This is a genomic window from Novosphingobium sp. NDB2Meth1 (genome assembly GCF_900117425.1).
GTDB lineage: Bacteria > Pseudomonadota > Alphaproteobacteria > Sphingomonadales > Sphingomonadaceae > Novosphingobium.
This window is the reverse complement of the sequence record NZ_FPEH01000014.1, coordinates 366954-379356: the sequence shown is the minus strand read 5'-3', so window position 1 is coordinate 379356 and position 12403 is coordinate 366954. Positions and strand designations below refer to the sequence as shown.

Genomic DNA, 12403 nt, shown 5'->3' with positions numbered 1-12403 from the left:
GAAACCCCCTACTTCCCCATCAGCCCCGAAAACGCCTCCACCCGGAACGCTTCCGCCAGCACCGGGTGCGCGAAGCTCATCGGCACTTCCTGCCGGTGCGGCCAGGTCGGGCGGTAGTTGTCGCCGGGCAGGATCACGTCCGGCCCCAGCGGGTTCTCGGGATAGCACACCACCGCCGGTTGCAGGTGCGCCACGGTGTGCGCCCAGCCGGTCTCATAGTCGCCCTGCCACTGCATCAGGTAGTCGAGCCGCTTGATCTTCCACACGCCGTTCTCGCGCACGTAGTCGTTCTCGTAGATGCCCGCTTCCCAGAATTGCTGCGGCGGGCCTTCGGGCTTTTCGTGCAGCACGTCATCGTGCCAGCCGCCCGCCAGAATGCCCCGGAACCGCGCCTTCGCGGTCTGCCGGTCGGGCGCCACGGTGATCACGTCCTGCAGCTGGAAATGGTCGAGCAGCAGGCCCTTGACCGGCCCGCGCCGCCCGCCGGTGAACAGGTTCTGGAACCACGTTCCGTAGAGCCGCATGATCCCGGCGTGGCCGCGATACTCGCCCGAAAGGAACACCACCGCGCCGTCCTCGGCAAAGAGGCCTGCCACTTCCTCGGGCCGGTTGTAGTCGATGTAATAGCCATAGGCCCACTGCAGGCGGCGGATCGCGTTGATGTCCTCCAGCTCGCCGACGCGGTTTTCCAGCGCGGCAAGACGCGCTTCCAGATCAGACATTTATCCCACTCCCCTCCAATCCGCCTCCGCGGAAATTTGTAAGTAAGGCTAACAATTCTCGAAACGATTGGCAATCGCCTCCCGCCGCGCCATGCTGCGCAAAAGGGGAGAGAAGAATGGATTCGAAAGGGGAGCCTACGCCCGCCGATATCCGCACGGTCATCGCGGCTTCGGCGGCGGGCACGGCGTTCGAGTGGTACGATTTCTACATCTACGGCACGCTCGCCCCGCTGTTCGGCAAGCTGTTCTTCCCCGGCTCCAGCCCAGCAGCGGGCTTCCTCCTCGCCCTCGCCACGTTCGGCGTCGGCTTTGCGGTGCGGCCCATCGGTGCCGCCATCTTCGGCACGCTCGGTGACCGCCTTGGCCGCAAGGTGACCTTCCTCGTCACGATCACGCTGATGGGCCTTGCCACCACCGCGATCGGCCTGCTCGGCACGTATGCGCAGTGGGGCATCGCCGCGCCGATCCTCCTGGTCGTGCTGCGCGCGCTGCAGGGCCTCGCGGTCGGCGGCGAATATGGCGGCGCGGTGATCTACGTCTGCGAACACGCCCCGCTCAAGAAGCGCGGGTTCTACACCGGCTGGATCCAGATCGGCGCCTCGGCGGGCTTCTCGCTCAGCCTCCTCGTCGTGCTCGCCACCGAAACCCTCGTCGGCGAGGAAGCGTGGATCGCATGGGGCTGGCGCCTGCCCTTCATCTCCAGCCTCGTGCTCCTCGCCGTCTCGGTGTGGATGCGCCTCAAGCTTTCCGAAAGCCCGGTCTTCGCCGCGATGCAGAAGGCCGGCGAGCTTGCCCGCACCCCCTTGCGCGAAGCCTATGCCACGCCCAAGCAGCTGCGCCGCCTGTTTGCCACCACGTTCGGCGGCGCGGTGGGGCAATCGATCTGCGGCTATATCGGCATGATCCAGCTGCTCAATTTCATGCAGGTCTCGGTCCACATGGACCCGGTGCTGACGCGCACGCTGCTGATCGGCGTGCTCGCTGTCCTTGCCTTCACCAACGTGCTCGCGGGCTGGCTTTCCGATCATGTCGGGCGCAAGCCGGTCGTGCTCGCGGGCTATGCGATGATGCTGGTGGTGCTGTTTCCCGGCTTCCAGCTCATCGCCGATCAGGCCAACCCGGCCCTCGCCCGCGCCGCCAAGGAGCGCCCCGTCGTCGTTTCCGGCGCCAATTGCACCTTCAATCCCTTCGCGCAGCGCGGCCAGGCCAGCGCCTGCGGCAAGGTGCTCGATACCCTCACCCGCGCCGGGGTCCCCTATACCAAGCAGGACGCCCCCGCCGGTTCGGCCCCTGTCGTCACCATCGCCGGCCAGCCGACCACGCCCGAAACGCTCGATGCCGCGCTGAAGGCCGCAGGCTACACCACCGCGCCGGTCAGCCCGCCGCTCGGCAATCTCGTGGTCATCGTCATCGCCATGGTCGTCGTCGGCCTTCCCGGCATCCTCACCTATGGCCCGATGGGCGCATGGCTGTGCGAGCAGTTCCCCGCGCGCACGCGCTATTCCTCGCTCGCCACCAGCTACAACTTCGGCGTCGGCATCTTCGCGGGCTTCATGCCGTTCATCGTGCAGGCCACCGTCGCCACGACCGGCAGCGTGATGACCGGATTTGCCTATCCCTTCATCATGGTCGTCTTCGCCGCCGTCGTCGCGATCTTCGGCCTGCCCGAGACGGCAGGCAAACGCTTGCAGGAACCCGCATGAGCTGACGTGACGAACCGAGCTGACAGGCGCTTGCAAGGCTCGCTGGCCACGATAGTCTGCACCTCGCGAGCGCCCCCAGCGAAAGGCCCAGACCCATGTGTGACGAACAGACCGAAGCCCAGAACGCCGCCTGGCTCAGCCGCCGCCAGTTCGGCGCGGCGGGCGCTGGGCTGGTGGTGATGGCGACGATCCCCGGCTGCAGCGAGGCGCAATCGGCCCCCGGCAACCTCGCGGTCAAGGGCCGCGCCGTCACCGTCACCACGCCCGATGGCAAGGCCGATGCCTGGTTCTACGCACCCGAGACCGGCAAGCACCCCGCCGTGATCATGTGGCCCGACATCGCCGGCCTGCGCGAAGCATACAAGACCATGGCCTCGCGGCTTGCCTCGGCAGGCTACGCGGTCCTCGTCGTCAACCACTACTACCGCGGCGCGGTCGCCCCGGTGCTCGATTCGCTGGTGGCCTGGCGCACGCCCGAGGGGCAGGCCAAGCTGAAGCCGCTGATCGCCGCGATCACGCCCGCCGCCACCACCAGCGATGCGAAGGCCTTCGTGGGGTGGCTCGATGCCCAGCCGGAAGTCGATACCGCGAAGAAGATCGGCACCTGCGGCTATTGCATGGGCGGCCCCTACACCGTCCGCACCGCCGCTGCCGTGCCGGACCGCGTCGGCGCCGCCGCGTCGTTCCATGGGGGCGGCCTTGTCGGTTCCGAGGCAGACAGCCCGGTCAATCTCCTTGCGAAAACAAAGGCCAGCTTCCTCTTCGCGATTGCCCAGAACGACGACGCCAGCGCGCCGGACGACAAGACCGCACTCGCCGCCGCCGCCAAGGCCGCGGGCCGCCCGGCCGAGGTCGAAGTCTATCCCGCCCAGCACGGCTGGTGCACGATCGACGCCCCGATCTACGACAAGGTGCAAGCCGAGAAGGCCGGAAGCCGGATGCTGGCGCTCTACGCGGCGAGCCTCTGACGTACGTCTGTTGCGGCGCTTCGGCAACAGTGCAGACACATTCCATCAGCAGGCTGCAATATTAATCGTGCAATGAACCGGCGCAGGCGCATAGGAGCCGAAGATGTCCGGAAGGGACCGTTCCGCCCATGCGCCTGTGGAAGTTGTCCTACATCAGCACTGCGGTAGCCGCGCCTGAGGAAGCCTTGCGGCAGCTTCGGGACATCTGCGCGCGCTCTGGAGAACGCAACGCGCTGGTCGGCATTTCCAGCATCGCAACGGTGCACAAGGGCCGCTTCGCGCAAGTGCTCGAAGGTCCGGAAGACGCGGTGCACACGGTGCTCCGCCGCATCATCGGAGATCCGCGCCATCGTGGCCTGACTGTGCTCGCCGACGGACCGCTGGTGGCGCGCCGCTATGGCGGGCTGGCCATGTCGTACCGCGATCCCAAATCCTTCATTGCCGACCAGCTCGAAGACATCCTCAAGCAGACCGCCGACGTCGTGCGCGCGATGAAGGCGACCTGGCACTGAGCCGAAAGCCCCCTCCTCTTCAGAGGAGGGGGTTGGGGGTGGTGCCGCGAACTATCCGAAACTGCACAACCGAAACCGCAATCCCGGCCAGTGTCGCCAGCACGTCGTGCCAGTCGAACACCAGCGCATGGCTGGTCATCTGCACGCATTCCCAGCCGATCAATCCCAGTGCGCTCACCGCGGCGCTGATCCGGAACCGCCGCCCCACTGCCGCCGCATCCGCGACCGGCCGCATATCGAGCCATGCTGCCAGCAGGACGAAGGTTATCGCGATGGCGGCGGCAAAATTGGGGCCCACGCCGATCAGATAGGTCAGCGCTGCGCCGTGCTGCAGGTGGTGCTGGCGCGCCCACTGCACCGCCGAAAGCAGCGCCAGTCCGCCAAGCCCCACCAGCCCGAACCGCGTCGAAAGCTTCAAGAAGCGCCCCCTTGCCAGAGAGTGCCGTTCTACCACGCGCTCAGGCGCTGCGCAGCATTTCCGCGTTCGCCTCGATCAGCGCCCGCACCGACCGCGCCGGGCGCCCCGTCAGCCGCTCGACATCGTCGGTGCACAGCTCGAGGAACCCTTCGCGGATCGCGCGGCCGAAGCTCACCATGTCGTCGCTGTTCCACGGGATGCCGCCCACGCTCTGGTCGTCGACCGGGCGGCGCGGGATGCCCATGGCATCGAACATCGCGTATTGCTCGTCGTCGGTGGTCGCAACGTAGGTCACCGGCCGACCGGTCACTTCGGCCATGATCGCCGCCACTTCGCGGAAGGTCTGCAGTTCCGGCCCGGTGATGTTGTAGATCTTGCCTTCATGGCCCTCGCCGAGCAGCACGGCGGCAGCACTGGCGACGCAGTCGTCCCGCCAGACCATCGCTTCCAAGCCTTCGCCCGAATTGCTCACCCACTGGCCACTCTGCATCACGCCGGGCCCGGCCATCACGATCATCGAATCCGCGTAATGCGCATCGCGCAGCATGGTCCATGCCATGCCGGAGGCGCGGATCAGCCGCTCGGTCTCGATATGGTCGTGGCGCACTTCGGCCGGGTTCGCCGGATCGTCGATGCCGATGAAGCTCGTATAGGCGATGTGCTTCACGCCTGCCGCCGCCGCCGCATCGATCGCCGCCTTGTGCTGCACCACGCGCGCGCCGACCCGTGTGCCGGAAATCAGCAGCATCTTCTGAGCGCCCTGCACCGCCTCGGCCAGCGTCTCCGGCTTGTCGAAATCACCATAGCGCACCGTGCAGCCCTGCCCCGCGCGGTCCGCCAGCTTCTCGGGCGAGCGCGTGATCAGGATAAGGTCCTCGGCCCGCCCCGCCTCGATCAGCAAGTCGGTCAGCCCCCGGCCATAGTTTCCCGAAGCTCCGGTAATGACGATGCGGCTCATGCGGCGGCATCCAGTTCGGCCTGCGGCACCCACCAGCCGTGGACTTGCGGGCGGAGGCGATGCGGGATCGTCACCTTGGCGACCGGCCCGGCCGCCACATTGCCCGCATCCAGCACCCACGCCTGATGGAGGAACGCGGCCTCACCGATCTGCTGGTCGACGATGGTCACCAGCCAGCCCTCATGCCCCGGATTGCTCGCAGGCACATGCACCGGCTCGTTGAACCCCGCCATCGGCGGCAGCGCCAGAGCCTGCGGTGGCCCCCCTCGCATATCGAGCCGCAGCAGGAGGTTGAACATAGCCCCCACCGGCCCGCCGAGCAGCGGCGGTCCTTGCAGCTGCGGGTTCATCGTCAGCATCCAGCCATGGCCATAAGGCCGACCCTGACACGCTGCCGGGATGACCGGGAAATCGCCCGGAGGCCCGATAACGGTCTCCTTCACCTCGCCGCCATCGGCCTTGGGATCGACCGTCCAGCGCGTCAGCGCGCCTTGCACTTCCCACGGCTGCAGGAAGATGCCCGAAGGCTCGCGGATAAAGGCGAAAGCATTGGTCGAATTGAGGCACGCATCGAAGTGCAGCAGCCCGTCCGCATCCTCCCACGCGTTCATCATGTGATAGGAATGGACGCCCTTTGGCCCCTTGAACCAGCGGATTTCCGATACGTCGCCATAGCGCGGCATCACGCCCAGCCACGAATCCGTGTCCGGCTCGTGGTGCCAGTGTTCGCCGCCCGCCTTGAGCCGTTCGAGCTCCGCCGTCGTCGGATAGATCGGAAACAGCGCGTAGTTCTCGCTGATCGTGAAATCGTGCATCATCGCGCAATAGGGCGCGTCGAACCACTGCTCCGATTTCAGCGCACCGTCCGGCCCAACGACGCAGTAGGCCACCTTGGTCGAAGCCAGCCCATCCGCCTCGTAGCCATAGAAGAACAACTCCTTCGTGACGGGATCAATCCGCACATGCGCGGTCATCGTCTCCGATTTCAGCGCCCCGCCGAAGTCATGGGAACCCAGCGTCTCCAGCGTCCTCGGATCGACGCGGTAGGGCCGCCCGTCCTCCTTCGCCATCAGCAAGTGCCCCGCATGCCAGATCGGCGTGGTATTGGCGACGGTGCGGTCCACGTGGCGAACATCGGCATCATCGGTAAAGGGATTGCGATACTTGCCGAAGCGCGCGTGCCCCGCTTCCTTCTCCGCCAGATAGCGCGCCGTCTCCACGAAGCGGATCGCGAAATCCGCCGTCCCGTCATCATTGAACGAGAGTCGGCTCACCATCCCGTCGCCCGAGAGCGTATGGTCATTCTCGAACTTGGGCGGATAGGCGGGATCGGGCACCGCGCGGTAGAAGCTGCCGCGCACTTCCGGCGGCAGCGCCCCTTCGACCGGCAGCCCGGTCAGGCTCACTTCCTCGCCCACCGGCGCATTGAGGCCGGTGAAATACATCGTCTGCGGAAATTGGGTCTGCGGAAACGCGCCCATCAGCCTCACCCCATTCTATCAATTGTTAGAATAGGTCTACCACGCGCGAAGCCGATTTCAACCCCAAGCAAAAGGGCCGCCCCACCGGAGTGGAGCGGCCCTCAAGCCTTGGTCAGAGCGCTACGATCAGAACGTGCGCTTGATCGAAACCGCCCAGGTGCGCGGCAGGCCGGGGTTGGCCGTGATCACGCCCAGCGCGGCGTTCACGTCCTCGACCGTGTTGTAGTAGTACTTGTTGAACAGGTTCTGCACTTCGACCGCGAGCTGCCAGCCCTTGTCCGGGCTGGTGTAGCTGACCCGTGCGTTGCCGAGGAAGCGGCCGTCGACCAGATTGGTCGGCGCATTGAACGCCTCGGTATACATCGACGACTGGTACGCTCCGTCGAAGCGGGCGCTGATCACGCTGCCGGACTTCATCGCGTAGTCGTACTGCGCGCCGAAGCTCCAGTTCCACTTCGGGGTGAACGGCGTCACATTGCTCAGCGGAACATTGGTCGTGCCGGTGTCGGTGTACTTGAAGTTGATGTAGCTGATCGACCCGTCGATGGTCAGGCCCTCGACCGGGCGGATCGTCGTCTCGCCTTCCAGACCCCAGACATTGGCCTTGCCGACGTTGGCCGGCAGCAGGCACGGCGCGTCCGGGCAGCGGGTCAGCGTAAGGATGATGTTGTCGTACTTGTTATAGAAGGCCGATGCGTTGAAGCGCAGCCTGCGATCGAACAGGTCGGTCTTGATGCCCGCTTCATAGGTCGTCAGCGTTTCGGGCTGGAACGACTTGATCTGGTTGCACGGCGCCAGCACGCCCGGCGGCAGAGCCGAGCATTCGCCCGCCGAAGGCCCGAAGAACGGACGCGGGTTCACACCGCCCGCCTTGTAGCCGGTCGCAACCGAAGCATAGACGAAGACTTCCGGGCTGAACCGGTAGTCGGTCTCGATGCGCCAGTCGGTGCGCTGGCCCTTGAACGAACCGGTCACGTTGTAGAGCCCGGTCAGCAGGCAGTTCGGCGTATTGCCGATGCCCGTAGGACCAGCCGTCGGTGCGCCAAGGAAGAATTCGCAGATCGGAGCCGGCGATACCGCCGGAGTCCAGTTCGCGAACGGCACCGTGCCATCCGGGTTGGACCGGAAGTAGGTGTAGTCCTTCTTGTCCCACGTATGCCGCACGCCGCCGGTGATCCCCCACGCGTCGGTGATGTGGAACGTGCCGTTGAAGAACAGCGCCTTCGAGGTCGACGGCGTGCTGTCCGGCCCGTGGATGAAGTCGATGCCCGCGTAGTTCAGGTCGACGCGCGCATTGTAGGTGCCGTTCTGGTCGAAGTAGAACCCGCCGACGGTGTACTCGATGCGCTTGTCCATGAAGCTGCCGTTGAGACGCAGTTCCTGGCTCCACGCGCGGTGGCGCAGCACGTTGTCGAGCTGCGCGACCGGGATCGGCGAGCCGTCCTGATCGAAGCCGAAGCTCATCTTGTAGCGGCGGAACGAGGAAATCCACGTCGCGCTCAGATTGTCGGCAAGCTTCGCCGTGACGTTGCCCGTCACGCCCCAGCCGTCGAAGTTCTGTCCGTTGGTCGCCGAGTAGGGCTTGTAGGGTGCCTGGCTTGTCGGCGTGCGCGCATCGAGGAAGTTGGCGTAGTTGATGAAGCGCGGGTCATAGCCGGCGGGCGTGGTGCTGCCCGCGGTGCCGAAGCGCGTGGTGAAGGGAACGAACGCGTTGCTCAGCGGCACCGAAGTACCATCCTTGCCAACCAGCCACGGAATGCCGTCGGGCGTGGTGGCAGGCCTTGGGACTTCCCTCCCTTTGTCGTCCCGTGCACCTGCAAACAATAGCACCTGCGCGCCGGAATCGTTGCGTTCGCGGGTGTAATCACCCGCAATGTTCACTTCGATATCCGGCGTCGCTTCCCAGCGCAGCGCGATGCGCCCCGCCGCGAACGAACGACCGCCCAGCGTGCCGCGCTCGATCCCGTCGCCCTTGGCATTGTTGGCCGGCACGTTGGAATTGGGGTGCGACAGGCCATAATCGAGCAGCTTCACATAGCCGTCGGTGTTCTTGGTCGCGCCTGAAACGCGCGCGGAAAGCGTGTCGGTGATCTTGAAGTCCGCGATGCCGCGCACGTCGATTCGGTTGTAGGCGCCATACGTCGCCTGCAGGAAGCCGCCGCCATCACCGGTCGGCTTCTTCGAGAACAGCTTGATCGAACCACCGATCGAGTTGCGCCCGGCCAGCGTGCCCTGCGGACCGCGCAGCACTTCGACGCGCTCCAGATCCATCAGGTCAAGCAGCGAGCTCGACAGCGTCGGGATGTAGACGTCGTCGACATAGATGCCGACGCCCGGCTCGAGCGCGTAGTTGAAGTCGGTCTGGCCGATGCCGCGAATGAACGCGATCAGGCCGATACCGCCGCTCTGCGGCTGGTTGCGCAGCACCACGTTCGGTGCCTGGTTGGTGATCTGCGAAATGTCGGTCTGCCCACGCGCCTCAAGCGTTGCGGAGTTGACCGCCGTGATCGCCAGCGGCGTATCCTGCAGCTTCTGCGCGCGGAACTGCGCGGTGACGACGATTTCCTGCGTGGTCACGTCCTTGGCAGCGGCATCGCCCGCCGTCTGCGGAGCGGTTTCCTGCGCGATGGCAGGCACGGAAACAATAGCTGCGGTCATGCCGAGCAAGCGCGCAACGCGCCGCGCGGCCATCAATCTGGCCATGGTCACCCTCCCTTGTGTCGCCCGGGCTCCCCGGCCGATCTGGTATGACTCATAACAATTCTGTTAGGTAGCGCAACAGGCTTCTGCGAGCCTGGTCGTATGCAACACAAACTGTTGCCTTAACGCCACCACCACGCCGTCGCGCGCATCTCGATGCTCACCCGCGGCGGCGCATCGGCGGGGCAACCGGGCAGGTCGAAAGCGACATGGGGCACGTGATGCGCCCGCGCCGGATCGCCGTCATGCGTCTTGAAGAGGATCGCCTCGTCGGGGTTCAGATCGAGGAACGCATGCCAGCGGTGCGCCGGATTGTGCGCCACCACCAGCCCCTCGAACGACCATTCGGGCTTGCCCGGCTCGTCGAACACCGCATCGGCCGCAATCAGGTCTTCGGGTGCCAGCGAACGCGCATCGCACAGCGCCAGCGGCACGTCCTGCGGCGCCCGCGAAAGCGCGCGCCACACGTTGTAGTGCGCGCAGCGGACATAGGGACGGCCCTCAGCGCCCCGCTTGGCGAACTGAGCCGCCGTTCCATCCGAAATATCGATATGCGCAAAGCGCGCCGGCATTGAATTGTTCAGGCTGCCCGCCAGCCCCGACCGCTCTGAAAAACGCAGCAGCCCCGGCGCGCCGACATGCACAAAGTCGGCCCCCGTCTCCGCCTGAACCAGTTCCTCGATCTCGCGCATGTGCACGCGCGCAACCTCGTCGCGATCCCGGAAATCGCGCACCGCGCTCCGATGCGAAACGAGCTGGAACCCCTCGCGATCAATGCCCGTACCAGCCGCGCGCCCATCAAGCACCGGCATCATCACCGGCGCGATATCGACTTCATCCCGTTCATGGGCATTGGCGTAATAGCGCGGGCGGGCAAACTTGCGTCCTGAATAGGCAATCAGGGCTTCCATCGCTCAGACTCCCCAAACCCGGCGCCAACACTCACCCCTCGTCATTGCGAGGAGCGGAGTGACGAAGCAATCCAGAGCGTCAGAGAGCAACCGCTCTGGATTGCTTCGCTCCGCTCGCGGGTGACGAAGCCCGGGATGTCTCTACCCCGCCAGCTGCGTCTCCAGTTCGCCCAGCACGCGGTAGCAATCGAGCACCTTGCCCACCGAGGAATTGGGCTCACGCCCCTCGCGAATGGCAGCAATGAACTCGCGGTCCTGGAGCTCGATGCCGTTCATCGAAACGTCGACCTTGCTGACATCTATCGGCTCTTCCTTGCCGTTCACCAGATCGTCGTAGCGCGCGATATAGGTGCCGGTATCGCCGATGTAGCGGAAGAACGTCCCCAGCGGTCCGTCGTTGTTGAACGAAAGCGAAAGCGTGCAGATCGCGCCGCTCTCGCTCAAGAGCTGGATCGACATGTCCATCGCGATGCCCAGTTCGGGATGCATCGGCCCTTGCAGCGCATTGGCCTTGACGATCCGGCCCGCCTGGTAGGCGAACAGGTCCACCGTATGCGCGGCGTGGTGCCACAGCAGGTGGTCGGTCCACGAACGCGGCTCGCCCTTGGCGTTGATGTTGCGGCGGCGGAAGAAGTAGGTCTGCACGTCCATCTGCTGGACGTTGAACTCGCCCGCCTTGATCTTGTTGTGCACGTACTGGTGCGAAGGATTGAAACGCCGCGTGTGGCCGACCATGCAGGTCAGCCCCGTTTCCTTCTGCTTCGCCAGCACCGCCTCGCTGTCCGCCCAGCTGTCTGCCAGCGGGATTTCCACCTGCACGTGCTTGCCCGCATCCATGCAGGCAATCGCCTGGCTCGCATGCATCTGCGTCGGCGTGCAGAGGATCACCGCATCGACGTCGCCCAGCGCCAGCGCATCATCCAGCTCGGTCGAGCTATGCTTCGCGCCATACTTCGCGGCCACGGCGGCGGCCTGCTCGGCGGTGCGCGAGATGATGGAGACGATCTCCACCCCCTCGATCTTCTTCAGGCCATCAAGGTGCTTCTCGCCAAAGGCGCCGGCACCAGCGAGTGCTATTCTCATTTCACCCTCACAAAATGGGGACAGTCCCTATTTTTCGGGAAGGCCCGTTTGGCGATCAACTTGTTGTTTCTCGATCAATAAAAAGGGGACAGTCCCCATTTGGTCAGTCCGCTGGCTCCAGCACGATATGGCCGATGGCCGTGTTGCTGCACGGAATGTGGTAGTGCCGGTGCAGGGTCTTGACCTTCTTGCCCAGCGCGCCGCGCATGATCAGCCACATCACCATCTCGATGCCCTCGCTGCCGGTCTCGCGCAGGTATTCGATATGCGGAATCCACCGCACCGCGTCGTCCTCGCTTTCCAGCATGTCGAGGAACCTGTTGTCCCACTCGCGGTTCAGCAGCCCGGCGCGCGGACCCTGCAGCTGGTGGCTCATCCCGCCCGTGCCCCAGATCTGCACATTGAGGTCTTCCGGAAAGCTCGCCACCGCGCGGGCAATCGCCTCGCCCAGCGCCCAGCAGCGGTTCCCCGAGGGCACCGGGTAGGTGACGACATTGACCGCGAGCGGCACGACCTTGCACGGCCACTTGTCCGGCTGGCCGAACATCATCGAGAGCGGCACGGTCAGGCCATGGTCGACGTCCATCTCGTTGATGATCGTCATGTCGAAATCATCGAGGATCAGGCTTTGCGCGATATGCCAGGCAAGGTCCGCATGGCCCTCCACATCGGGCACCTTGCGCGGGCCCCAGCCCTCGTCCGCCGGCTTGTAGCGCTCGCCGCAGCCGATTGCGAAGGTCGGCACGATCTTCATGTCGAAGGCGCTCGCGTGGTCGTTGTAGACCAACACCACCACGTCCGGCTTCTCGGCCTTCTCCCATTCGCGGGTCCACTCATACCCGGCGAAGATCGGGCCGAAATAGTCGTCCCCGGTCTTGCCCTGATCGACCGCCACACCCAGCAAGGGCACGTGGCTGGAACCGACGCCAGCAGTAAGACGCGCCATC

11 protein-coding genes are annotated in these 12403 nt (G+C 65.3%); 3 read left to right on the top strand and 8 right to left on the bottom strand.

The features are described 5' to 3' along the window. Window positions 1–8: 8 nt before the first annotated feature. Window positions 9–722, bottom strand: a complete 714-nt coding sequence (locus NDB2M1_RS08905; RefSeq protein ID WP_072381453.1) for a nuclear transport factor 2 family protein — start codon at window positions 720–722, stop codon at window positions 9–11. 116 nt (window positions 723–838) lie between these two features. Here NDB2M1_RS08905 and NDB2M1_RS08900 point away from each other — a divergent pair, with 116 nt between their 5' ends. The 3 genes from NDB2M1_RS08900 to NDB2M1_RS08890 all read left to right on the top strand — a co-directional run bounded on the left by NDB2M1_RS08900 (window position 839) and on the right by NDB2M1_RS08890 (window position 3905). After that, window positions 839–2425: an MFS transporter gene (locus NDB2M1_RS08900; protein WP_072381451.1), complete on the top strand. Its 1587-nt coding sequence runs from the start codon at window positions 839–841 to the stop codon at window positions 2423–2425. A gap of 95 nt (window positions 2426–2520) precedes the next feature. After that, entirely contained in the window at window positions 2521–3393 is an 873-nt protein-coding gene (locus NDB2M1_RS08895; RefSeq protein ID WP_072381449.1) for a dienelactone hydrolase family protein, read from the top strand. Window positions 3394–3521: 128 nt separating this feature from the next. Further along, window positions 3522–3905 (top strand): BLUF domain-containing protein, encoded by a 384-nt coding sequence (locus NDB2M1_RS08890; protein ID WP_072381447.1) that lies wholly within the window; start codon window positions 3522–3524, stop codon window positions 3903–3905. Between the two features lie 19 nt (window positions 3906–3924). Here the strand turns inward: NDB2M1_RS08890 and NDB2M1_RS08885 are convergent, their stop codons facing one another. The 7 genes from NDB2M1_RS08885 to NDB2M1_RS08855 form a co-directional block, all read right to left on the bottom strand. Then, entirely contained in the window at window positions 3925–4323 is a 399-nt protein-coding gene (locus NDB2M1_RS08885; RefSeq protein ID WP_072381445.1) for a hypothetical protein, read from the bottom strand. 40 nt (window positions 4324–4363) lie between these two features. Then, window positions 4364–5281 (bottom strand): SDR family oxidoreductase, encoded by a 918-nt coding sequence (locus NDB2M1_RS08880; RefSeq protein WP_072381443.1) that lies wholly within the window; start codon window positions 5279–5281, stop codon window positions 4364–4366. Continuing rightward, window positions 5278–6762, bottom strand: coding sequence for a carotenoid oxygenase family protein (locus NDB2M1_RS08875; protein WP_072381441.1), 1485 nt, complete (start codon window positions 6760–6762; stop codon window positions 5278–5280). Before NDB2M1_RS08875 ends, NDB2M1_RS08880 begins: the two co-directional genes overlap by 4 nt. A gap of 126 nt (window positions 6763–6888) precedes the next feature. Beyond that, window positions 6889–9465: a TonB-dependent receptor gene (locus NDB2M1_RS08870; protein WP_253185821.1), complete on the bottom strand. Its 2577-nt coding sequence runs from the start codon at window positions 9463–9465 to the stop codon at window positions 6889–6891. Between the two features lie 119 nt (window positions 9466–9584). Next, window positions 9585–10373 carry a CmcJ/NvfI family oxidoreductase gene (locus tag NDB2M1_RS08865; protein ID WP_072381437.1) on the bottom strand — a complete coding sequence of 263 codons (789 nt, stop codon included), beginning with the start codon at window positions 10371–10373 and terminating at the stop codon, window positions 9585–9587. A gap of 141 nt (window positions 10374–10514) precedes the next feature. Then, window positions 10515–11456: a Gfo/Idh/MocA family oxidoreductase gene (locus NDB2M1_RS08860; protein ID WP_072381435.1), complete on the bottom strand. Its 942-nt coding sequence runs from the start codon at window positions 11454–11456 to the stop codon at window positions 10515–10517. A 103-nt stretch (window positions 11457–11559) separates the two neighbouring features. Then, window positions 11560–12402 (bottom strand): class III extradiol dioxygenase subunit beta, encoded by an 843-nt coding sequence (locus tag NDB2M1_RS08855; RefSeq protein WP_072381433.1) that lies wholly within the window; start codon window positions 12400–12402, stop codon window positions 11560–11562. Window position 12403 lies beyond the last annotated feature (1 nt).